Origin of the sequence: Larkinella humicola (genome assembly GCF_008727875.1) — a bacterium.
In the GTDB taxonomy this organism is placed as follows: domain Bacteria; phylum Bacteroidota; class Bacteroidia; order Cytophagales; family Spirosomataceae; genus Larkinella; species Larkinella humicola.
Genome location: NZ_VTWS01000008.1, coordinates 52,573 through 76,441 on the forward strand (window position 1 = coordinate 52,573; position 23,869 = coordinate 76,441).

At 54.1% G+C, this 23,869-nt stretch carries 13 protein-coding genes; 2 read left to right on the plus strand and 11 right to left on the minus strand.

What is annotated here, in order from left to right; all coding sequences use genetic code 11:
- Positions 1 to 30: 30 nt before the first annotated feature.
- The 5 genes from F0P93_RS25735 to F0P93_RS25755 form a co-directional block, all read right to left on the minus strand.
- On the minus strand, positions 31 to 3,450 hold the full coding sequence (locus F0P93_RS25735) for a VCBS repeat-containing protein (RefSeq protein WP_150880605.1): 3,420 nt from the start codon (positions 3,448 to 3,450) through the stop codon (positions 31 to 33).
- A 113-nt stretch (positions 3,451 to 3,563) separates the two neighbouring features.
- Entirely contained in the window at positions 3,564 to 5,096 is a 1,533-nt protein-coding gene (locus F0P93_RS25740; RefSeq protein WP_150880606.1) for a RagB/SusD family nutrient uptake outer membrane protein, read from the minus strand.
- Between the two features lie 46 nt (positions 5,097 to 5,142).
- Positions 5,143 to 8,664, minus strand: coding sequence for a SusC/RagA family TonB-linked outer membrane protein (locus F0P93_RS25745; RefSeq protein WP_150880607.1), 3,522 nt, complete (start codon positions 8,662 to 8,664; stop codon positions 5,143 to 5,145).
- Between the two features lie 11 nt (positions 8,665 to 8,675).
- Positions 8,676 to 9,668 carry a FecR domain-containing protein gene (locus tag F0P93_RS25750; RefSeq protein ID WP_150880608.1) on the minus strand — a complete coding sequence of 331 codons (993 nt, stop codon included), beginning with the start codon at positions 9,666 to 9,668 and terminating at the stop codon, positions 8,676 to 8,678.
- A gap of 84 nt (positions 9,669 to 9,752) precedes the next feature.
- The gene (locus tag F0P93_RS25755; protein ID WP_150880609.1) at positions 9,753 to 10,370 is read right to left on the minus strand and encodes an RNA polymerase sigma-70 factor; all 618 of its coding nucleotides are present in this window, start codon (positions 10,368 to 10,370) and stop codon (positions 9,753 to 9,755) included.
- Between the two features lie 280 nt (positions 10,371 to 10,650).
- Between F0P93_RS25755 and F0P93_RS25760 the strand changes: the two genes are divergently transcribed.
- Positions 10,651 to 10,776, plus strand: coding sequence for a helix-turn-helix domain-containing protein (locus F0P93_RS25760; protein WP_150880610.1), 126 nt, complete (start codon positions 10,651 to 10,653; stop codon positions 10,774 to 10,776).
- Between the two features lie 38 nt (positions 10,777 to 10,814).
- Here the strand turns inward: F0P93_RS25760 and F0P93_RS25765 are convergent, their stop codons facing one another.
- From F0P93_RS25765 to F0P93_RS25780, 4 genes are all read right to left on the minus strand, one after another.
- Positions 10,815 to 12,107: an alpha/beta hydrolase family protein gene (locus F0P93_RS25765; protein ID WP_150880611.1), complete on the minus strand. Its 1,293-nt coding sequence runs from the start codon at positions 12,105 to 12,107 to the stop codon at positions 10,815 to 10,817.
- A gap of 73 nt (positions 12,108 to 12,180) precedes the next feature.
- Positions 12,181 to 15,516 (minus strand): glycosyl hydrolase, encoded by a 3,336-nt coding sequence (locus F0P93_RS25770; protein ID WP_150880612.1) that lies wholly within the window; start codon positions 15,514 to 15,516, stop codon positions 12,181 to 12,183.
- A gap of 201 nt (positions 15,517 to 15,717) precedes the next feature.
- Positions 15,718 to 16,092, minus strand: coding sequence for a hypothetical protein (locus F0P93_RS25775; RefSeq protein WP_150880613.1), 375 nt, complete (start codon positions 16,090 to 16,092; stop codon positions 15,718 to 15,720).
- A gap of 61 nt (positions 16,093 to 16,153) precedes the next feature.
- Positions 16,154 to 19,927 carry a ThuA domain-containing protein gene (locus F0P93_RS25780; RefSeq protein WP_150880614.1) on the minus strand — a complete coding sequence of 1,258 codons (3,774 nt, stop codon included), beginning with the start codon at positions 19,925 to 19,927 and terminating at the stop codon, positions 16,154 to 16,156.
- A 129-nt stretch (positions 19,928 to 20,056) separates the two neighbouring features.
- Between F0P93_RS25780 and F0P93_RS25785 the strand changes: the two genes are divergently transcribed.
- Complete coding sequence (locus F0P93_RS25785; RefSeq protein ID WP_150880615.1) at positions 20,057 to 20,833, plus strand: NUDIX hydrolase; 777 nt, start codon at positions 20,057 to 20,059, stop codon at positions 20,831 to 20,833.
- Positions 20,834 to 20,883: 50 nt separating this feature from the next.
- On the opposite strand, the gene F0P93_RS25790 is transcribed toward F0P93_RS25785, so the two are convergent.
- On the minus strand, positions 20,884 to 21,579 hold the full coding sequence (locus F0P93_RS25790; protein WP_150880616.1) for a lipid-binding SYLF domain-containing protein: 696 nt from the start codon (positions 21,577 to 21,579) through the stop codon (positions 20,884 to 20,886).
- Between the two features lie 204 nt (positions 21,580 to 21,783).
- Positions 21,784 to 23,682, minus strand: a complete 1,899-nt coding sequence (locus tag F0P93_RS25795) for a cyclic nucleotide-binding and patatin-like phospholipase domain-containing protein (protein WP_150880617.1) — start codon at positions 23,680 to 23,682, stop codon at positions 21,784 to 21,786.
- Positions 23,683 to 23,869: the final 187 nt, after the last annotated feature.

Consider the following 23,869-nt stretch of genomic DNA (forward strand, 5'->3'; position numbering starts at 1 on the left):
GGATCTCCTGAAACCAAATGAACCGTGGACCTATGGCACATACCGGTTGAACTGCAGCCCCTGCCCATACACTGCCGTGACCAGTACTGGGTCCAGCCCTTTGCCGGAAACCACCAGCGACTTCCGGGCATCGCCGGTAATGAACAGGCCACTTTCGCGGGGCATGAGCGGTTTGAAATGGCCACGACCGTCGCCCAGCAACACCAGCCCGAACGACGCATCCTGACGCCCCATGTTGACTTCGTTCGGATAAAAATTGCCGGTCAACACCGCATCCATCTTGCCATCGTGGTTTACATCCTGCGGAATAATTTCAAAAACCGGTGACTGCTGCGCCAGGCGCGGCAAGGGCGTTACTTTAAATTCACCATTGCCCCGATTTTCGAGGTAGGCACTTTCCAGGTACGTGGCCTCAACCTGATAGGCTCCGTCGAGGTCGTCGCGGGTCAGTAGCTCGTCAAATGTCACCTTTGCGTAATCGGCATACCGCTGGTATTTACGCCGGAACTGAATCACCTGCTGGTTCAGCGCATCGCGGGGGATGGCCGGATATTGAACGCCCTTGATAAAATACCCCATCAGCGGATCGAACGTGCCGTCTTTGTTAAAATCTTTTGCGATCATCTTGATCGGCTCTTTCTCCGACGCCCGGTAGAGCGTATTCAGCCCTTCATTGCCGGCGATGTAGTCCAGATCACCGTCGTTGTCGAAATCGCCCTGGGCGAGGGAATTCCACCAACCGGTACAATGACCGGGCCGCCGGAGCGGTGATGAGTGAATGAGTGAATGAGTGAATTGCCTACCGGATTCATTTTTTATGAGGGTTAAAGGCATCCATTCGCCGGCTATTAGCAGGTCGGGCCACTGGTCGTTGTTGGTGTCGGTCCAGAGGGCGGTGCAGACCAAACCGGCTTTCAGTAAATCGGGGCAAAGCTGGGCGGTGACGTCCGTAAACGTGCCGGAACCGTTTTTGGTGTCGTTGCGGAGCAGATAACTCCGGGCCGGAAGCGGGTACTGACCGGGAATCTGCCGTCCTCCGACGAACAGATCGAGGTCTCCGTCACGGTCGTAATCAGCCGCCACCACGCAGGAACCGCTGCCCGACACGTCCGGCAAAGCCTTCGCCGGAGCCGGGCTGAAATTACCCTTTCCGTCGTTCACGTACAGCCGGTCCTGGTAAAAAGATTGGTCGGACGCAGGCCGTTCGGCTCCCCCGCCGACCACGTACAGATCCAGGTCTCTATCGCCGTCAGCGTCGAACAACAGGGCAGCCGTATCGTCGTGGTTGGAGTGAATCGGGAACGGTTTTTTGGTAAACCCACCGGTTATCGTCCGGATCAGAAAACAGGCTTCGCTGCCCCGGTAGGTTCCGCCCACGAAGCAATCGTCCAGACCATCGCCGTTGATGTCGCCGGATGCCAGCGCAAAACCGGTACGCGACAGCATTTTGTGCAAAGCTGCTGTTTGTTTAAAATCCACAAAACCCGAAGAGCGGTGCTGAAAATCCAGCGGAATTTCGTCCGTCACATTTGCAAACAGCGGTTTGGCGGTTACCGGATTCGCTTTGAGTTCGTTCTTTCCGGCCTGACTGAACCGAAGCGTCAGGCGTTGGTTTGCCGGAATCCGATATTGCTTTTCGGACAAACCGCCCGGCCATTCCACCAGCAACGAATCGATTCCCGTTGATTTTCCGAGTCCAAAATACAGAAGCGGCTCAACCGACGACTGAAACCCGCGCACCACCGAGAGTTCGGCGTATTGCTGTTGTCCGCCCGCCCAGAGTGTAACTTTCGCACCAATGCCCTGCCGGTTTCCTGCCTGGCCCTCCAGTTTGATGGACACATACGGCGCCGGTTTTTGCTGCTGCACCCGGTTTTGGTACACCAGCGCTTCGGAATCGATGGTGTTGACGACCAGATCCAGATCGCCATCGCCGTCCAGATCAGCATAAGCAGCGCCGTTGGAATACGACAGATCGGCCAGCCCCCAGGCCTTCGAGACGTCCGTAAACGCCAGATCACCGGCGTTCTGGTAGGCGTAATTCGGCACTTTCACCTCCGGCACTTTCCGGATCAACTCCTCGCGTTTGTCCTTCTGAAATTCGGCCGTACCGAAACCGGAAAACTCCTCGGTGAACTGAATAAAATCGCGGTCGGTCACATCCCGACGGTAGCCATTGGTAATGTAGAGGTCCTTGCGACCGTCGTTGTCGTAATCAGCCAGCAGCGCGGCCCAACTCCAGTCGGTTTTGGCAACCCCCGCCAGCAGTCCGATTTCACTGAAAACCGGCACCGTATGTTTCTCGTCCGTTCCTTTATGAACCCCCAGATTCAGTTGCAGCGAATTGCGCATGTACTGCATCTGGTAGCGATACGGTTCCGAAATGCTCAGTTCCTTGCGGTCGTAATCCTGTCCGGCGAGCATCTTTTTCTGCCGCGCGTTTTCTTCCGGCAACATGTCGAGCTGGAAAATATCGGGTAAACCGTCGTTGTTAAAATCGGCCACATCGACGCCCATGCCATACAGGCTCGTGTGCGCCGTGGCCTGTCGAATCACATTGGTAAACATGGGATTCCGGGGGGCGGTTTTTCCGGTATTCAGATACAGAATGTCGCTGCTGATGAAGTCATTCGAACAGTAAATGTCGGGATAACCATCTTTGTTGAGATCGCTGATGGCCAGGCCCAACCCCAGGCCTTCATAGATAATACCGGCTTGCCGAGAAATATCCTTAAAAACCGGGTGGCCCTGCGGACCAACACCGTCGTTGCGGTACAATTTACCGGTGCTGGGATACGAACCGTCGTTGATCGTAGCGCGGAGGTAGTTCGGATTTTGCAGATCGGGACCGGTATTGAGCAGATAGGCATCGAGATCGCCGTCGAGGTCATAATCAAAAAAGGCGGTTTGGGTCGTAAAGTTGGCATCCGCCAGACCATAGGCTGCGGCCATTTCCTTAAAAACCGGCTTGCCTTTTTGAACGCCCTGATTGATGAACAGCAGGTTTTCCGAGTGGGGCATGGCCGGGTGTTTGGCCACACTGACGTAGATATCCAACCAGCCATCGTCATTGACGTCCGCCATGGAAATCCCGGTGCACCAGCGGTTGGTAGTCAACCCGGCGGCTTCGGTGACATCCTCGAACTTCCAGTCGTGCGTCGTGGAATCGATGCGGTTGAGATACAGCCTGCAACTGACCTGATTGCCGCCGAAGAACACATCCGGTTTGCCGTCGTTATCGACATCGCCAACGCCGACGCCACCGCCGTTGTAGAAATTGGTGAACGAAAACGCGTTCAGCGAATCGGTGGGTTCGAGGGTGTTGGCAAAGGCAATCCCGGTTTGGCGGGCGGGCATCTGCTCAAAAAGCGTTGGCTCCGACTGCCGGCAGGCAGCACCTCCAACAATCAAGAGAAGAAAAATACGGGATGGCAAAGTGGAAAAACGCATGGATTTCGCGGGCAATAACGACTGGCTGAAAGCGAATAAAGCGAGGAGCAAGCGGTTATTTACCGTTGCCCCTCGCTTACTTTCCTATTTCATCATTTGTCAATCCGGGAAAATCAATAGCCCGGGTTCTGGTTAGTCGGCTCAATTTTTGGATTATTGTCCACTTCCTGCTGCGGAATGGGCAACAACTCGTGCTTGTTTTTCTGGAAATACGCAAACGGCTCGGTTTTCAGTTTACCCGCTTTCCGCCAGCGCAGAATGTCGCGGTTGCGGATTTGTTCGCCACTCAGCTCCACGCGTCGTTCGTGCATGATGGCCGCAAAAACCTGATCTTTCGTACCCACCGGATAGGCGGCCGTCGGATAGGCCGGCAGGGCGACACTCTTGCGCGCCCGAACCATATTCAGGTATTTGACAGCTTCCGTGATGGAACCGATTTCGTTTTCGACTTCGGCCATCGCCAGCAGGGTTTCGGCATAGCGCATGATCCGCTGGTTGATGCCGCCGGTCAGAAACGTCTGATCGGTTTTATACATCAGCGAGAATTTGCGCCAGCTTACCTTCATCGTTTTGCCGTCGACCACCGACGAGTTGCCGTTTTGGGCCGCATCCGTCAGCACGTTTTTATCCAGGTTGTACTTATCGCCTGTCACGTAAAACGACTTGGCAAAACGCGGATCGGTGCCGGTGGCGGTTTTCTCAAACTCATTCAACAGGCTGTTGGAAGGAATCACGTTCCGCCAGCCGATGGCCGAATATTCCTGCGTCCGAACGGTTTCCGTGCCAGCCGTTGCGCCGTTTCCGTCACCATCCCAGTTGTAGTTGCCCCCCGCCGGGAAGAAATTAATTTCAAAGATGGACTCTTTATTGAACTCCGTTTCTTCGATAAAATTATCCGAATACTCATCCACCAGGCTGTAGGTACCCGATGTGATCACTTTTTGAAGTTCGACCTTCGCGTTCGTATAATCAGCCTGTTGCAGATACACCCGGGCCAGCAACATCTGAGCGGCTCCTTTGGTAGCCCGGCCCAGGTTGTCGGCGTTATAGGTGGCCGGCAGGGCTTCAGCGGCTGCTTTCAGGTCGGCAACGATAAAATCATACACCTCTTTTTCGGTTGCCCGGGGCAGGGAGCCTTCTACGGATGTAACGTAGGATTTGTACAACGGCACACCACCCCACATCGTGACGAGATCAAAATACGACCAGGCACGCAGAAAGCGAGCTTCGGCCAGCAGCCGGGCTTTGTCGGCCGCCGGGATGTCGGCTACTTTTTCCGACAAATCCAGCACGACGTTGGCCCGGTGAATCAGCCGGTAAAATCCCTGCCAAACCGCTCCCATGACGGAATTGCCGGTATCGTGGCTCCCGAGCAACAACTGGTTGCGGGGCGTTTCGAGTTGTCCACCACCGGCTGCCACGTCGTCGCTGCGCAAGTCCTGGAGGAAAAACCACTCCCGCGAGGTGAGCGCATTGGCCTTCGCCATGGCATACACGGCATTGACCGCGCTGCTCAGTTCCGCGCCGTTTTTATAGAAGGTGTCGACGGTAACACCGTTCGGGTTCAGTTTGTCCAAATCACTTTCCTGACAGCCTGCCATCAGACCCAGAAAAAGCACCCCGGATAAAAGAAATTTATTTTTCATCAGAATCTTTCGTTTAAATCTATTCACTGAAACTTCGCCGGTTGGATCAGAAACCGATATTCAAACCGATCAGGAGCGTCCGGGGCTGCGGATACTGGCCGTAGTCGATCCCGTTCGTCAACAACTTGGTATTGTCACCCGCCGTTCCGTTGATCCCGATTTCCGGGTCGAGGCCGGTGTACTTCGTAAAGGTCAGCAGGTTGGTCGACGAAACGTAAATGCGTGCTTTCGTTAACGTATTCATGGTGAGTTTACCCAGGATCGTTGCCGGAATGGTATAGCCGATGCTGATGTTTTTCACCCGCATGTACGAACCGCTTTCGATAAAACGATCGGAGGTCCGGCTGTTATTGTTCGGATCACCACTGATGGCCCGGGGCACATCGGTACCGGTGTTGGTCGGCGTCCAGGCATCCAGAACGCCTTTACCGGCATTGAACAAGCGCAGCATTCCTTCTTCAATTACTTTCGTTCCGTTGTAGATTTTATTTCCGTAAACCCCTTGCAGATAAACCGTTACGTCAAAGTTTTTGTAGTTGGCCCCCAAATTGACGCCGTAGCTAAACTTCGGGATGTAACTACCCAGGTAGGTCCGATCACTGGCATCGATCACTCCGTCGCCGTTGATGTCCTTGAACCGAATATCGCCCGGTGACGTGTGTTTGGTCGCGTCGTAGGCTTCCCGGGAGTCAGGGCGGTTTTGGCGGGGAGCCTTGAACACTTCATCGACGGTCTGGAAAATACCGTCTACCTGCCAGCCGTAGAACGACTGAATGGCCTGCCCGGCTTCCGTTTTCGTAATGTCAAACCCACCAAAATCCTGGTTCAGACCGGAATACAGCGTGGCACTCGGCGTCGCCAGACTGGTGATCTGGTTGCGGGTCACGTCCATATTGGCCGACACATTCCAGCGAAAATCCCCTTCGTTCTGGTTATAGCCCACCTGAAACTCGTAACCCCAGTTTTTCATGCTCCCGATGTTGGCCAGTGGCGGAGACGAATACCCGATGGAATTCGGAATCGGGACGTTCAGCAACAGCCCGTCGGTTTTGCGGTTGTATACCTCCGCCGTGAACGTTAGTTTGTTACTCAACAAACCCAGATCGACCCCGACGTTGGTCATGGTGGTGGTTTCCCATTTCAGATCCGTGTTTCCCAGTGCACTGAAGTAAGAGCCCAGCACTTTGTTCGCGCCAAAGACATAGTTGGTATTGTCGGCCTGAATCAGCGATTGCCAGGCGTAGCTACCGATGCCGTTGAAACCGGTTTGTCCGATACTCCCCCGGATTTTCAGTTCGGAAATGGCCGGAACGGATTTCATGAACGCTTCTTCACTCACCCGCCAGCCCAGAGAAGCCGAGGGGAAAGTCCCCCATTTGTTGCCCGGTGCAAAACGCGACGATCCATCCCGGCGAACCGAGGCACTGATCAGGTATTTTCCGGCATAATCGTAGTTGACCCGACCAATGTAGGAAATCAGGCTGCTTTCGTCGCGGCTGCTGGTCACACCCGGATTCGAGATACCCTGCAACACATCGATGTCGTTGTTCGGGCGAAAACCGTTTCCGTTCAAATTTGAACTCCGGAAATTCTGTTTTTCAGCGACGGCAGTCACATTGACGTAGTGCTTGCCAAACGTCTTGTCGAAGGTCAACTGGTTGGTCAGGATGGGTGAATAATACGACGCGCGATTGTCCTGAATGTTGTTCTGCACGCGGCTTTTGTAGCCATCGTTATAAATCGGGAAGATGTTGTTGCCGATGTTGGTCACCACATCCGCCCCGAAGCTGAACCGGTATTTCAGGAAACTGGTGAATTTGATTTCCGTAAACAGGGTTCCCAGCAACTTGACGCGTTGCGTGTAACTCTGGTCCTGCAAGGCAATCCGAACCGGGTTGTCAGGATCCGATCCGTCGGCCGCCGTTGGGGAGCTATAACCACCGACTTTCGTCGGATCAGAAACCGGCCAGTAGGGCAAATTCCGGATGGCCTGCATGATCGCCGTGCGACCGCCCCCAAATCCCTGCTCACCCCGCATCTTGTCGTACGACAACATCAACGTCTGTCCGAATGTCAGGAATTTAGTCACCTGGTGATCGGAGTTGATCCGAACGTTCGCCCGTTTGTAGTTGGTCCCGATCAGAATCCCTTCCTGATCGAAATACCCGGCGGAGGTAAAAAACCGGGATACGTTATTCCCGCCCGATACCGAAAGCTGGTGCTGCTGGATCGGTGCCGTGCGAAGCAAAACATCCTGCCAGTCGGTGGCGGTTTGGGCGAACGTCTGCGTAGCTCCCGTATAAATCGGCGTGTTCAGGTTGCTCAGGCGAGACGGCATCGCAATTTTGGCATTCCCCAGCAGGGCGGTGGCATACTGGATATATTCCTGCGTGTTGAGCAGATCCAGTTTTTTCCAGGCACTCTGGGTTCCAAAATACGTATCCAGGCTCACGTGCAGTTTTCCGTCTTTCGAGCCTTTTTTGGTCGAAATGATCACCACCCCGTTCGACGCCCGCGAACCGTAGATGGCCGCAGCACTGGCGTCTTTCAACACTTCCAGTGATTCGATGTCTTTCGGGTCGAGGTTGTTGAGATCACCCGACGGCACGCCATCGATCACATACAGTGGCCCGGATGCGTAGTTGATGGAACCGACCCCCCGGATGCGCACGATCGGCGACTGGCCGGGGCTCCCGTTGTTGACCACCCGAACCCCCGGCACCCGTCCCTGCATGGCCGACTCGGCACTGATTACCGGTAAGGCCGTCAGGTCTTTGGGAGTTACAGACGAAACCGCCCCCGTTACCGAAGCCCGTTTCTGGGTTCCGTACCCCACAACGACCACCTCTTCCAGCGCCCGCTCATCCTGCACCAGCGATACATTGAGTGTTGTCTGTCCGTTCACCTGCACTTCTTTGGATGCGTAGCCGACAAAGCTAAAAACCAGCGTGGCATTGGCGGGAGCATTGATGGAAAATTCACCCTGCCCGTTCGTGTTGGTTCCCCGGGTCGTTCCTTTAATGACCACACTCACCCCCGGCAACCCATCACCGGAAGCATCCGTCACTTTCCCGCGAATGTCTTCCAACACCCGCTCCGCCGAAAGAACCGAATACCCGATCCGTTCCAGTTTGGTGATGTTCAGGTCGGCAGTGGTTACGGGTTCTGCGCCGGTCTGGGGTTCGAAGGCTTTCTTTTCAATCTGGTTTATTTTGCGAAAAAACCGGGTTCCTTTTTCCTTATTCGCCACGATGACGTAGAAATTGGACTGGATTTTCTCAAAAGTCAACCCTTTGTCCGACAGCAAATTCGTCAGTGCTTCTTCCACCGTCCGATCCCGCCGTCCGTTCAATACCACCTTCGTATCGACCAGATCCGTCCGGTAGATGAAGGACACCCGGTAGTGTTTTTCCAGTTCCGACAAAGCCGCCTTGAGCGTCACCACCGGCGCGGCTATGTCTTTCTCCTGTTGCTTTACCCGGTGCCCGTTCGAGGCAATCAGTTGAGCATGGGTCGGCAGGGTTCCGACCACTAGCACTCCCCACAGAAACAAGACTATTTTTTTCATGCGTATATAGGTTATTCAATTAGAATGTAGTTGGATTTTCGGGTAATTTTTAAGTCAAAGAGGCCGGAAAGCCCTTTCAGAATCGTGTCGGCATTTTGGCCCGGAATGGTGCCGGAAAACTTCTGCTGCAGCAAGTCCCGGTCCCGGATTTCGACCTCCAGACCGTAGGTGTCTTTCAGAAGCTGCGCAATTTCAGCCAGGGTCGTTCCGTCAAAAATCAGCTTGCTCGTGCGCCAGGATGACTGAGCCACTGCATTGACGGGCTTTTTATAAAAGTCTTTTGTTTGCGTGTCTGCGTAGAACATCTCACCGGGCTTCATTTCCAGGTGATTGCCGGGCGTATCCGATACCCGCATTTCGATACGGCCTTCGTTCAGCACCACCTTCGTCTGGGTTTTGCGGGTGTAGACATTGAAGCGCGTGCCCAGCACTTCGACATTCATCTGGCTGGGCAGATGCACCTGAAACCGCTGGTGATTTTGGGTGTGAACGACTTCAAAGAAAGCTTCCCCTTCCACCCAGACTTCGCGGGGTCGGTCGGCTTGCCAGTGTTCAGCATACCGGATGGAGGAGTTTCCGTTCATCGTCACGACCGACTGATCGGGCAGCACCACCCGGCGGGTCTGGCCGAAGTCGGTGTGCAGGGAAAGCAGTTGGGGGGTGGCGGTTTTCCGGTAGAAGAAAAGCGAACCTGTGGCCAGCAGAAGCACGCCGATGGCAGCCGCAGCCATCCAGGTCCAGCGCGGTTTCAGTGGTCGAAAGGGCAATTCGGTCCGGGAACCGGCCGTGTTTCGCTTCGTCGACTGGATGCGGCTAAACAATCGCTGGGCGTCCAGTCGTTCTGCCGCATTGAGCGGGAGCGCAGTCGGTTCGGTCAGGTCAGCATCGAGCAATTGCTGCAACTGGCGTTGTCCGTTAACCGTCGCCAGATGCACCAGGACGGCCCGGGCTTCTTCCGGAGTACACTCATTCCGTACATACTTCTGTAGAAGTTGTGTATCCATTAATAGAGATTAGGAAATGTTCTATTCATTCCTAATTAGATACACATGGGCGGGCCGAAAGTATTACTGATCGGAGAAAAAATATTAATGGAATAAAAAGAAGAGCAACAGGGGCAGGATTCCTTCGAGGTCGGCGTGTTTGCTGAGGTAGTCTTTTAAAAACCGGGTTGCCTGTGAAAACTGCGATTTGACGGTATTGACCGAGATGGATAATTGTCTGGCAACCTGTTCATTGTCCAGGCCATTGAACACCCGCAACCGGAACACTTTTTCCCGTTGGGGCGGCAATTTCTGCATCCCCTGCTCCAGAATGGCGCCATACTCCTGCAACTGAAACGCGTCGCTGGTAGTATCTTCTCCGTTGAGTTCTTCCATTTCGACCGACAGGTATTCCCAGATCGACTGGTGGTGGTTGCGAATCACGTTCAGGACGTGGTTCTTCATGGAAACCGACAGAAAATTCTTAATGGAATACGTCTCGTTCAGGGCGTCGCGGTGGTCCCAGAGTTTGAGAAAGATGTCCTGAACGGCATCTTCGGCCAGGTCAGGATTCTTCAAAAACTTGATTCCAATCGCGAGCAGGTGTTTGTAGTAGCGATAGAAAATTTCCTCAAAAGCATTTTCGTCACCCGCTTTCAACCGCAGGGTGATCTCCTTTTCAGCGTCTTGACCCAACCGGATGGGTAGTTTTCGAATCCGCATGAACTGACCTGTTGGCTATTTTCGATGAACGAGACGGAATGCTTTCTAACCAATAGCTAAAGTAGGCATTAAAACCGTACTATTCCAATAAAAAATTCTCTTTAAGCCAAGTATATTGTCAATTTAACACTTATTTTTTCAAGAATAATTCAACTGGTAATCACTTAATCGAATAAGCGGGGTTTCTTTTAAATGCCACGCCATAAGTACCCCGTGATTTGTAGTTGTTTTTAGGGGCAGGCAATCTTTCCAAAAAGAACGAAACCGGTAGCGTCCGTTCATGCCAAAAAATGGCCCCGTTTTGACCGGGCAAAAAATCGGGGTCATCCAACGCATTGCCAACGGAACCAGTGCCCGACAAATTGCCGAAAAGCTGTATCTTGGCGAACGAACGACTGTCTTGTGATCGGCGAATGAGGGTTGGTTTGAAAATGGTCCGCCAGGTCAAAGGTATTTTTTCAGGTAAGAAATGATGCGCGGCCAATCCGTGGGCAGAACCGCATGGCCTCCCTCGTGCATAAAATACCCCAGGTGATTCATCAGCAAAGACGTATCCTCCGCCGGGGGCAGGACGGTGGTTTCCGGAGTGGTTTTTCCGAAAAGTTTATACACCGGGGCTGCGGCCACTGCCGACAGGAACTCCCCGTTCGGGTCCGACCAGTAATCCGTGCTGCCGGTCTGGAGGAGTAAAGGCCGGGGAGCCATCAGGGCGACCAGCACGTGCCCATCAATCGGCAAGCTGTTCACCTTGTCAGAGTAGGTATGGTAGTTGGCGGCAAACTGGTAGAGATACCGCGAGGGATCGGTAATATGTCCGATGGTTTCTCCGAAATTGCGTCGGCTCAAAGCCGCCCCTCCTTCGCCCGAAATGCTGGCGACCACCACCTTAAACCGGGTATCATGGACACCCGCCCAGAGAACCGCCTTCCCCAAACGGGAAGCACCCTGAAGGGCAATGCGGGTCGCATCAATCTGTTGATCCGTTTCAAAGTAATCCATCGCCCGGCTAAGGCCCCAGGCCCAGGCCGAAATCGCTCCCCACTCATTGGCCGCCGGTCCGGTTTGGTTCGGTTTCAAATACGTTTTTCGAATACCGTACTGAATCCCCTCCTTAAAATCCGGCTCGATATCGCCGTAATAGACGGTGGCAAAACCCATTCCGGCCTCCAGAAACGGCTCCACATTCAGTTTGCCGAAGGGAGTCGGTTTATCGGCCCGTACTTTTTTGCCTTCTCTGGACCAAATACTGCCGACCAATAATCCCGAATCGTCGATGAGCTGATTGTAAGCCACAAAAGAAATATTCATCAACAAAGGCACCGGTTTTTTGGCCGCGCTCGGGAGGTAAATCACCAGATTCATCGTGTGGTCGGCGGTGTCGCTGGTAAAATACACGGTGACCTGTTTGCGAATCGCCTTGCCATTGAAAACCGACGTTCCCGGATCAACTGCGTGAAACCGCAATGCCTTCGGACGCGGGGGCATTTTTCCAAACTGGAGTTCCTCCACGAGCTTGAGGAGTTCCGGTCGCCGTTTTCGGGTCCAGGCCTTTGCATTCGTAACCTTTTGACCATCGGCACCCGTCAATAAATCAGGAAGCTCGTACGAACCTACGGAGTCTTCCTGATAATTGACGGGAATTCCGGCCACCAACGTGGGCCGGTTAGCGGCTGGCTGCTGCGCCAGAACCGCCAGCGGGAACGCCATCAGGAGCAGTATAGTTAGGGGTCTTTTCATCGCTTCTGGAAATTACCCGGTAAAGACCATCCGTTCGGGAAACTACCGAAATCGTTTTGGATTCATCAGCAGGCTACCGTTTTACTGTTGCAGCATCCGACGTCGCTTCCAGCACGCGAACCGGCCCCAGCAGGCCCGACGGCAACAGGGGCGAATCGGCCCGGTAGAACGGCATGGTCGTGAACGTAATCTTGCTGGTCACACCGCCCTGGGCGTCACCGATCAGGCGGTTTACCCAGAGGTTCGTGACCTTGATTTGTACGGTATTGCGACCGGTTTTCAGCGCCTGCGTGACGTCGATGCGGAACGGTTTTTTCCAGACTGTCCCCACGGTTTTTCCGTTGACAATCACCTCGGCGATGTTCTTCACCTCGCCCAGATCCAGGATGTACGACGCGTTTTTCGTCACTTTCGGCACATCGAATGCGTTTTCGTAGGTAGCCGTACCGGAAAAGTATTTAACACCCGGATCGGTATTTTCCGTCAACGACGCCAGCGTGTTGACTGTAGCCTGCGCGGGTGCGCCCCTCCCCTCCTGAAAAGCCACTTTCCAGGCACCCGCCACACTGACAACGGACGATTCTGTGACGGCAGGTTTGGTATAGGACGTTACCATCGCCTTGTCGCGGAAAACGATGAAATACGCTTGCCACGACTCAAATTGGAGCGGTACAATCGTCCGTCCGTCTTTGATCTGATACGACACTTTCTCGGTTTTGCCCGTCTCGGGATTCCACAACTCCGGTACTTTACCCGTTACCCGGAAGCTGACGGTGGCCGCGTTCGGGTTGTCGCTGCGGTTATCGAGCCAGTAGAGGTCCATGTCAGCGGTTTGGCGGTGGACATAGAGAATTCGGGCCTTGGCTCCGGAAATGTCCACGTCTTTTGGGACGTTCATCGCGCTTAACACCGAATCCACCGGTTTGGTCGAGACATTCGGATGGGTCCAGATTTGATTCACCAGTGCGGTAAATTCGGCCGGGTTGTCGCTCAGGCTCGGAGAACGCTCGGGCTTGACACCCGCCACATGCATACCGGCTTGAACCAGTTCACCGAGTTTTTTCAACACGGGCAACGTCATGGTTCTTGCCGACGAATCCAGCACCATCAGGCGGTATTGCTGACCGCTTGGCGTCACCATCGTTCCACCTTCCACCCGCAGCGCCGTCTTCACCACCGTGGCATTGGCAAAATCAAAAGCATAACCGGCCGGAATGGTGGGCAGTTTCTGGGTGCAGAGCTGGGTGATGTTGTTGTTCTCGCCATAATAATACAAAACATCCACGACCGGTTTTCCCTGTTGAAGCAGGAAGCAACTCCGGCCCAGGTAGCTCATCCAGACGTTGGCCTGTTCGGCCCAGGTTTCCTGCCGGGTGAAGTATTGCCCGAAAGGCCCGAGCGAGATACCCGGTTTTTTATCATCCAGCGGCTGATGCACCGACGTATGCACCACAAAGCGGTTCAGGCCCGACGCCATTTCCAGATCGGCGGTGCGTTTCAGTTTCTCGGGATGCCAGCTAAACGCATTGCCAACGGAGGTCATCGACTCGGCGGCTACCAGGTTTTGACCATAAATGTGCGCCACCGAAGCCGCTTCCCGAATGTCGGCTTCGCTGCGCACTTCTTCATCGGCACCACCGGCCAGACTGCCCGGCGTCCACATGGCCGACATCGGCACATCGGCCTTGCGTTTCACGTCCATGCCGTCGGCTAAATAAATCCGCCCGCCTTCGTGCGATTCCGTATAGCGTTTCATCCCCCGGGCTTTCAACGCATCGCCAATGACTTCGTAGTGGTTTTCAACAATCAGCTCACCGATGGTTTTCCGGAAATCCCACAGAAATTTCTCGCTGGCTTCGGCACTATTGACGACCCGGCCCGTCAGCACCGGAAGCCAGGGTTTGATGTCGTAGCCGCGTCGTTTCTTAAACTCCTCCGGCATGGCTTTCGTCCAGGTCATGTGGCCCGCTTCGTAGCTGTCCAGCACCATGTATTGCAGCCCCTGCGCGCCCATCTGGCCCCCGGTGGCCTCCTTGTACATGTCCAGATAGGTATCGATGTATTTCCGGACAGCCACGTTGTCGAGCTTGTCCACTTCCAGTCCGGTGGCTTCGGGCGAAGCGGGGTGGTTGTTGCGGCCCGTCAGCGAGTAGCCCAGCCGCATGACCACCCAGTCACCACCGGCCGGCGGTGTCCAGTTCAGCGTTCCGTCGGCACTCATTTTGGCGGTCAGATCCACCACATCCTGGGTCGGAATGGCGTCGGCATCGGTTTTTATGAGCGAGTGCGTACTTTCTTTCCACGGATTAAAACCGGCTTTTTCTTCAAACAGGTCCACGCGGTCGGTATTGTGCAGCACCAGTTCCGCCACCGGCACACCTTCCGGTTTGCCCGGAGCCGCACTTCCGCCCATCATGGCCGCAAACGGATTGCCCTGTGGTTCCAGGGTTTTAAACGTAACCCGGAAGAATCTGGCGGTTGTGGGCAAAATGCTCATCGTGTTCTGGGGAACCGTACTGCCCCGGATCACCACCACATCCCGGAAAGTAACGCCGTCGTCGCTCACTTTCAGCGTCCGGTTGTCGGGTGCTCCTCTGAATTCGGCCAATGCCCCCCCGCTGGTGGCGCCCACAATCGTAAACGCCTTGACCGTCTGCGGGCTGTCGAACGCGTACTGAATCCACATGTCCTGACCCACTTCCATCGGCGGCAGCAGGGTGGTTTTTGCCAGATCACCATCGGTCAGGTCGGCGAGGCTGAACGTTCCGCCACTCGACGTGATTTTCGGATTGAGCGAAGCCAACAATTTCTCAGCCGTCGGCAGTCGATAGGCGATAACCGCAGCATCGGCGTAGTAGTTTTGCGGTTTCCCCGCTGAACCGCCGAGCATGGCGGCACCGAGCGGTACGTTCTGGAAATTGCCGGTGGTGTTCGGCGGCTGGGGAAGTTTCCCCGAAAACGGTCGGGCCGCGTTCGGCTGACCACCCGGAACGCGGGTTTCGGTCCAGACGTACTTTTTCATGCCATCGCTGGCAGGCACCCACGGACCACCCGTTACGCTCCAGCCCGGCGATCCGGCAATGGCCATTTCGAGCTGGAGTTTTTGGGCCAGATCGGTAGTGTGTTTGAAGGCGTCCTTCCATTCGGGGGTCATGAACACCAGCTTTTTAGGCGTCACGGCGGGCGTAAACAGGCTGGCGTCGAAGTTTTGAAAACCGCCGATGCCGACGCGGCTCATCCATTCCAGGTCTTTGGTGATGCCTTCTTTGGTGATGTTGCCATTCATCCAGTGCCACCACACGCGGGGCTTGGCGGTATTGGGCGGAGTTTGAAAGCCTTTTTGGAGCGCTGAAGGCTGCGCAAAGGCCAAAGCCGGGAGCAGCCAGGCCAAAACCGTCATTTTTTTCATAGAGATTGGTCGTTGGGGTATTGGAAGTGAGCCTTTTGGATGCTTCTTTGTGCGAAAAGCCGGTATGACTTTATTATTACTTGTCACCCTTTTATCATTTCTTACGCTCCCGCTTAGAAGGAAAATAAGTGAGCAAGGTAGATGGCGAAGTTCATCATCTTCCTTGCTCACAGGGGTAATACGGTCGAACGAAACCGGTTTTTATTTCAGCCGTTTTGCCTTGGCTTCAAAGCTGTTCATCAACGTGCCTTTGAGGTTGTCGTCGTCCACCTTCGTCAAGTCAATCGTTACATCATAGCCCTGAGCGGTAAAGGCCATCGACAGGTTGTCGCCTTTTTCATCGAGGGTGGTAATCGGAATTTTCGCCGTCGAATCGGTTGCATTGATGAGCTGACCGGTCAGTTTGCCATCCTTCCGAACCAGTTCCGCCGTCAGCGTGGAATTACCATTGGGAGTGCCAATAATGGTAATTTCCCATTTCCCTGCAAAAAAATCCGGGGGTGTTGTGGTTTGAGAAAAGCTCCGGGCGCAAACGCTCAGGAGAAAAATGAACAGAAACAGGCTTCCTTTTTTCATGGTTTGATTGGTTTGAATGTGAAATTGTTGGTTTGGTTGAGCCGCCTTAATCAGCCCATTATTACTTGTCCCCTTTGAACGACATGCCCTGAACCTCAAGGGTTAACGAGGTGACTTTTTGGTCGGCACCACGGCTGAATTTGAACACGGTGTTATTTCCGCCTTTAAATTCATCGGCTCCCGGGCCGGGCGTGAGCTCGCCTTCCTTATCACCTGCCTTCATGGACAGCCGTCCGGCTTTGGGGGTAATTTCGATGTACTCAAACGGAAGCCCGGACATCTTGTATTTGCCCGCGTACGCTTCCAGATCCTGGGATGGACCTGATGCCGCAGACGCCGGCGTCGAGGCCGGTTTTGCGCTGGATTCCGCAGACTGGCGCGTTTGGAACTCCAGATCGATCACCACGAACAGCGACTGCCCGGCGGGGGCTTTGTCATTTTTGAAGACCAGATACACATCGTGGAATCCCGTTGCCGAGGACAGTTTAGCCACCACCGGCGGGGGCATGCTGGTAACACTCCCGCCCTCGCTGGGCGAAATGAAGGCGGTTTCGCCGATGAGTTTACCCGTTGGGTCATCCAGCCGCACCTCGATCGTGCCACCGGCTGCGTTCAACTGGGATTTCGGTGCCGAAGCGGTAAATTTGATCTGTTCGATACCGGTTAAATCCAGGTTACTGAACCCAATGCTCGAATTTTTGACCGAGGCAATGATGACGGTGCCGTATTTCATGACGCCTTCGATCTTGTCGGCTTTCCCGGCGGGGAGCTTCGCACTGCGCAAAACCAGCGTTTTTTCGGCCGTAATCGCGGGAACACCGGAACTACCTTTGTCCCGATACGCAGCCCGAACCAGATACCGGCCTTCGCCCTTATCACCCTCGGGCAGATTCATGGTATAACTTCCCTTGACCGGCAATGAGGGAGACGCCTGCTTCTTTTCGGCCAGACTCAGAATGTAGCGCACCATTTCCTGCACATCGGCCTGGGCCAGTTGGGGGTGGGCACTCATGGCGACATCGCCCCAGACACCACTGCCGCCGGAGATCACTTTTTGGGCCAGACGCTCGGCTGCACCGGCTTCGCCTTTGTATTTCAGAGCAACTTGCTCATAAGCAGGCCCCACCGATTTCTTATCGACACTGTGACACGCCTTGCAATCGCTGCTCTCCATCAATTTCAGCCCTTTGACGACCTGCGCGGATGCATCGGCGCTGCGGTGGCCCTGCGCAATTTCGGCCAGATCGTAGCCTTCGGCTAAATAATCGATATTGACAGCAACTTCGGCGGGTTTGATTTTTCCGCTCGCCAGACTACCATCTTCCTTATCCTGGACTTTTACTTCGTAGGCAAACGGTTGTCCCGGAAAGAAAAAGGTCTGGTTGCTGTTTCTGGTTTCGAACGTCAACACCGGTTCTTCATTACCGGCCATAATTTCCACCGTCCGGCTGCTGCGGCCGCCTTTGGCATCAGTTACCGTTAAGGTCGCTTTGTAAATCCCGGCTTTGTCGAAGCTGACGGTCGGGTTTGCCACCGGGAAGGTTCGTTTGGAGTTTCCCGATTGAGAAGTGACCGTCCAGCTATACGTCAAGGCATCGTTGTCAAAATCCCTAGTGCCTTCCGACGAAAGCCGGGCTTTGAACGGAATCGATCCGCCTTTTTTGGACGTGGCTACCTGAACGAGCGGTTTGCGGTTGCCGCCGTTGTACTCGATGCGCACCAGCCGGGCGTCGTCGTTTTGCGTAAACCAGCCGCTGCCGTATTCCAGCATGTACAAATCGCCTTCCGGGCCAAACTCGATATCCACCGGATTGGAGAACTTATAGCTGGGCATCACCCGCTCCATCGACGCGTAGTTTCCGTTCGCGTCCAGCGTCACCGCCATCAGCCAGCCGCGCATCCATTCGTAGATGATTAATTTCCCGTCGTAATAATCCGGGAAAGGTCGCTTCGCCTGGGTGAACTGGTCCCGGTGAAAAACCGGCCCGGCCATTGCCGAACGGCCACCGGCCCCCATCAGCGGAAACTCTTTGGATTCGGCGTAGGGGTACCAGATGAAGGCTTTCTGCGCCGGTGGCAGCTGATTTAAGCCGGTGTTATTGACCGAATTGTTGACCGGTTTTTCGGAGTCGTATAGCGCTCCGGACTGGCCGGTGGCAAAATCGTACTGAAAATACGGTTTATTATCGCCCACAAAATACGGCCAGCCGTAATTCCCGGCTTTCCGCGCCTGTCCAATTTCATCCTGTCCGGCGGGGCCGCGCTTTTCGCCCGGTTGTCCCGCATCCGGACCGATATCGCCCCAGTAGAGAAAGCCGGTTTTGGGATCTACCGAGATGCGGAATGGATTCCGGTGGCCCATCGTGTAAATCTCCGGGCGGGTTTTAGGGGTTCCTTTTGGAAAAAGGTTGCCTTCCGGAATGGTGTAGGAACCGTCGGCTTCCGGATGAATCCGCAGGATTTTACCGCGCAGATCGTTCGTGTTGGCCGAGGTCATCTGCGCATCGAAGGGCGACCGGCCGGGTCGTTCATCCGCCGGGCTGTAGCCGTTGGATTGCTGCGGATTGATGTTGTCGCCGGTCGACAGGTATAAATTTCCGTGGGCGTCGAACGTCAATGAACCACCCGCGTGACCGCTGATTTCGCGTTGCGTCGCCACGTCGAGGATGACTTTTTTGGAACTCATCACCAGTTCGTCGCCTTTCAACTCGTAACGGACCAGGCTGTTTTTGGCTTCTTTTCCTTCGGGCGAATAATACAGGTAAATCCAGTGGTTTTGCTCAAAATGGGGATCTTTCGTCAGACTCAACAAACCGCCTTCGTCTTCACCGACTTTTCCCTCCTTATCGGTGACTTTGGTGTTCACCGGAATATGGGCAATGAGGGTAATCTTACCAGTCGAGGGGCTGTAGAGTTTAACATTGCCCCGGCGTTCCACAAACACCACGCGGTTATCCGGCAGCACGGTCAGTTCCATCGGTTCATCGAGTTTCTCGCCCAACACCACTTTTGAAAACCGGTTTTCTTCGGGCAGTCGTTTCGTTTTTGCTTTGGTGTAGTCCAGCGGTTTGGGCGAGTCGCCCCCCATCGCGTAGTGCAACCCGGCCCCCAGGTGCTTCAGAAACAGCGGTTCCGAAAAGCTGGCGTCGGTGTGGCCACCCGCCGTGTAGAACGAACGTCCGCCGTCAAATTCCTGATACCAGGCCATCGGATGGTTGTCGCCGTTGGTGCCGCCCTGATAGGTTTTTTCATCAATCGTCATCAGGACATGTAGCGCCGGACTGATGTTTTTGAAGGAGTAAAATTCATCTTCCCGTTCCCAACGTTCCGGCAGAAACCGGGTGGATGGATGGTTTTTGTCCACTACCACAAAGGTTCCCTTCTGGATGTTGTTGGGCATGGGGTGGTTGGCAAACCAGGCCCCGGCCAGTTGATTGTACCAGGGCCAGTCGTATTCGGTATCCGTTGCCGAGTGAATGCCCATGTAGCCTCCTCCCGACTGGATGTAGCGTTCAAAGGCGTTCTGCTGCTGGGCATTCAGCACGTCGCCGGTGGTGCTCAAAAAGACGACCGCTTGGTAACGTTTCAGATTTTCTTCGTTGAAGCGGCCCGCGTCTTCCGTCGTATCGACAACAAATCCCTGTTCTTTCCCCAATTGAAACAGGGCTTTCTGACCGGCCCCGATGGAAGCGTGACGAAAGGCCAGCGTTTTACTGAATACCAGAATGCGGGGTGGATCTTTAACAAACCCATACGACCAGAGTCCGGTGGCTAAAAAGCTCACCAGCACAACCCCGGCCAGCCAACGGAGGGAATAAGTAATACGTTTTTTCATCGCTTTTGAATGGACTGATTACCGTATAAAATTGAACTAATCTCTAAAGCGTAAATTTTACGGAATAAAGGTAGAATGCTTTTTTGTATTCCGTAAATTTTACGGAATATTTTTTTTTACCTTTGGCGTATGAACTCGGAAGAAGAAGTAAACGACTTTGTTAAAAACGGCCATCAGCAGTATCTGCCCCACCTCAGCATCGACCCGGTCATCTTTGGCTACCACGATCAGCAACTCAAAATTTTACTCCACAAATGGATCGGACTGGATGGCTGGGGACTGCCGGGCGGTTTTATACGTCGGCGGGAACCGCTGAGCCAGGCCGCCCACCGCATCTTGCAGGAGCGAACGGGTCTGGAAGACTTATTCCTGCAACAGTTCCACGTTTTTGGGGATTCGCCCTACCGGCTTCAGGAGCGAAGCGCCCGTGAGTTTACCGAAAAATACGGGCTTGTTGTCGAGAAAGATAACTGGCTGTTCGAACGAACGTTATCGATTGGTTATTTTGCTTTGGTGGACTACTCGAAGGTAAGCGTCCGGACGGATTTTTTCACGACAGATTACCGGTGGTGGGATATCAGTGACATTCCTCCGCTTTTATTCGACCAGAACGAGGTGGTGGATAAGGCACTGGCAACCCTCCGGCTCCAGATTTATCACCAGCCGATCGGACTCAATCTGTTGCCCGAAAAATTCACACTGTCGGAAATTCACTCGCTGTATGAGACGATTTTGGGAAAGGAACTGGACCAGCGGAATTTTGCAAAAAAGCTCGTGAGCCTGGGGCTGATCAAAAAACTGGCGGAACAGCGGGCCATTGGTCCTCACCGGTCTCCGTATCTGTATCAATTTGAGAAGGACGCCTATGAGAATGCCCTGAAACAGGGAATCGTGCATACCTACTAAGAGCGAACGCGCCGGGCGTGCGTCCCTTGGCAGGTATGCCGACCGTTTTTTTACTTCAGACTTTTCAGGGTACTTTTCAAATCCTGCACTTCTCTGGACGTATTATCGAAGCTGTTAAACAAGGTGTTGGCGTTTTTAAACTCCTCATAAAAGGCGGTATTGGCGTCCGTATCCACCGACAGGGCCGCCCCGTTGAGGGTGATGCCCGCAAACAGCCCTTTGCTGCGTGAATACGAATACACCTCGGCTTCCAGTTTAGTATCCGTGCTGGCGGTTGAACTTCTCCCCATCGGCCCGGCTGCCACTGACAAATCACCGCCAAGTGTGAAACTCCCGCTGCTCATGTCGAGCAACGTCTTGCTGCTTTTAAAAACCAGCACTAAATCCACCGCCTGAACGCCGATCTGAAAGCCAAAACTTCCGCCCGTTAAGGTTACAAAAACCGGATCACTCCAGTCGCCCTGCTTATTTTTTACCAGTGCAATGCCTTTGCCTCTTTTCCCGCCCACCACAAAACCGGCATTGATCAGTTTGGGAATAATGACAATTCCTTCCGAAAGGTCCAGGAGTTGCCGGGGTATGGCTTCCTTCATCTGGCTAAATTCCGTTACGATTGTATTGGCCGCTTCGAGTTTGGCGGTTTCTTTCTGAGTGGGAGTACCAGAATTCGACTGGGCCATCAACGGGGTTGATGCGATAATGAACCCACCAATCAAAACGGCGAGCAGGGATGCTTTGAAATTCATGATGCTTTCAAGTGTAAAGTTTACGGTTTGCCTTGACCCTGAAACGGATTATCCGGCAACCGATCGGTGGTTGTATGGAGTGAGACACTCTTTGCAGTAGTCAACGAATCGCAACCGAACGATCGTACCCGGTTTCCTTTTTTAACGAAATTTAAGACCCGAAGTGAGGCCGACCGGCAAAACCGCGGGCGACGCGCCGGGTTGTTACCGCTCTTCGGAAGGTTCTCCCCGAAACATGGCCTGCTCGTCGGCACTCCTGCTTTTCAGGACGATCATGGCATGTTCGTAGCCTTTCTGGACAATTTTATCGAAAGCCGACCACTCCATCAGACCAAAGCGGCTTACATCGGGGTTGAAATACAGATCGACATATTGCCGGATCTGGCTGCGTTGCGACGAGCTATACAGCAAGGTCGAATTGAGGATAATCGATGCCAGGGAAGGCAGGCGGAATTTCCGCAGTTTTTTGGGTCTAAACCGGTCACGAAGCAATTTAGCGGGGCCGGGTATGCTGGAGATGGTCAGTTTCCGCGATTTTTCAACGACCAGGTCGATGCCAATGATTCGGCCAACGGGCATTTGCCGCATCACATCGGCCGGAAAATTGTTGAATGTTCCGCCATCGATCAGAAAATCATCACCGTCGATGACGGGCGGAAACACGCCCGGAATGGCCGTTGTGGCTTTCAGGTATTTGACCAGCGAACCACGGGTGTGTACCTCCGCACGCGCCTGCGTGTAATTACTGGAAACAACAAACAGGGTCAACCAGCTATCTTCCAGATCCGGTTCGTGGTCGTTCAGGAATTCCGTAACGGTATCCCGGATCATCCGTTCCATCCGCTGCCCGCGGATGAGCGAAATCATCGGCAACCAGTTGTAATCTTTGGTTGGGTTGAAAAAAGCGCCTTTCCGTGCGTGTTTCCGAACGATTTCGGCCGGTTGATCGAACGAAACCGCACTGGCGATCAAGCCGCCGACGCTGGTTCCTCCCACAAAATCGACGGGAATACCATGTTCTTGAAGTGCTTTCAGAACGCCGACGTGCGCAAATCCTCGGGCACCACCCCCGGCCAGCACCAGACCGATGGCGGTATTGCTTAAAATCCGGCTAAGCCGGGCCAGATCCCGGTCGGAGCCAGCCCGGATGTGATAATGAGCCCGAATCCGGGGGCGTTTGCTCAGCCAGCCAGCCGTTTGCCGGGGAATCAGGGTATCGGCCTGATGCACCAGCACCAGGGTTTCCACCTGTCCGGTAATCAGCCCTTTATGATGCAGTTGAATCTCTGGAGGTGTCAGATCGGACGCCTGCTGCGCATCGGCAAACTGCACGATGTCATCGGCCTGGTGGAGGCAAAATTGTGACCATTCCGTCAGCAAACCGGTGGGTTCCGGCGGATCTGCTACCAGCAGCAGAAATTCATACTGCGACTCCAGGTGGTCCAGCCACCGGGACAACGTACGAAAAGGCGCCGGATCAGCTTCCCGATCCGGGCGTTCATTGGCCTGATCGGAGAACTCGTTCATCCGGTCGCCCGACATCAGATAGACGCTACCTTTGCTGCGCAAAAGCTCGTTCAGGTTGCGAGCCATACCCGCAAGATCGATGGTCGAATGAAGGGCCAGCAGGCAAATCGTGACCGGCTTTTTGTGGGATTTACCCGGCAGGGGCGTATTTTTCAGCCGGTAGATAATGCGTTTAGCCATGTTCAAAGCCACCGCTGGATGATGAGCGATGACCTCCTCGAACGCTTTTTTCGAGAGCCTGACCAGGCTGCTATCCCGCAGCGCAAAAATCGATGCATTCCGGGGGTCACCGGTAATGAGCGCCGTTTCGCCGACGGTTTCACCCCGGATAATTTCACCGATCTTTCGAAACTCCCCCCCGCCTTCCGTCACCAGTGCCTGCAACCGGCCGCTCATGACAAAATACAGCGAGTCACCGGGGTCATCCTGACGAAAAAGGCAATCACCACCCTGAATTTCGATCCCTTCCAGAAGCGGGGTGATGGTGGATAGAACCGTGTCGTCAAAATCACCGAATAATTCGGTCAGACTGCTGTAAAGCAGGTTATTCTGGAAAGGATCAGGCTGGATGGGCATGGAAGTAATAAAGTAAAAACAGGGATAAAGGAATAGCGGCCCCAAAATAAGATGCAAACCAGTGTTTTACCAGCGATCGGTGCGCGTGGTCCCAATAAAAGCCATTCGAACCGGAGTATCGCGTTTAATCGTCGAGTATTGTGCAATTTTTAGCGGCTTTCATACTAAATTGGGCCGTTAATTGCCC